General features: G+C 41.1%; 1 protein-coding gene. It reads right to left on the minus strand.

The window, feature by feature from the left end; translation table 11 throughout:
- Window positions 1-275: reverse transcriptase domain-containing protein (locus H5119_RS20130; protein ID WP_259399635.1), on the minus strand; the 275-nt coding region annotated here is incomplete at its 3' end.
- Window positions 276-399 lie beyond the last annotated feature (124 nt).

Below are 399 nucleotides of genomic sequence, written 5' to 3' on the forward strand. Positions count from 1 at the left end.
GTAATGTCCCGTTGGATTATTAGCCCTTCGCTTTTCGTTTTTACTAAAATGATTATGTCATCAGCGTAACGTGCAAACTTAAGGCGTTTGTAGGTTAACTTCTTATCTAATTCATCGAGTAAAATGTTGGAAAGCAAAGGGGATAATGGCCCACCTTGAGGGACTCCTTTGGTTGACTCAAACCACAGACCTGTTTCGCGCTCTGCTATTCCCGCTAACAAACTAACAGTGACACCTAACAAACTAACAGAACAACTAACAGTGACACCCACCATAATTTTTGCAGTTTGGCGAACTAAGTACTAGGCTTTGTTCAGTGCAAAAAACAAGCAGGGTGTCTTATGGCAATCGCAAGAAAGCGTCAAGTAAGTTTGGTTGATACAAAGTACTACCACTGTA

Source organism: Pseudoalteromonas sp. SG45-5 (genome assembly GCF_014164085.1).
GTDB lineage: Bacteria > Pseudomonadota > Gammaproteobacteria > Enterobacterales > Alteromonadaceae > Pseudoalteromonas > Pseudoalteromonas aliena.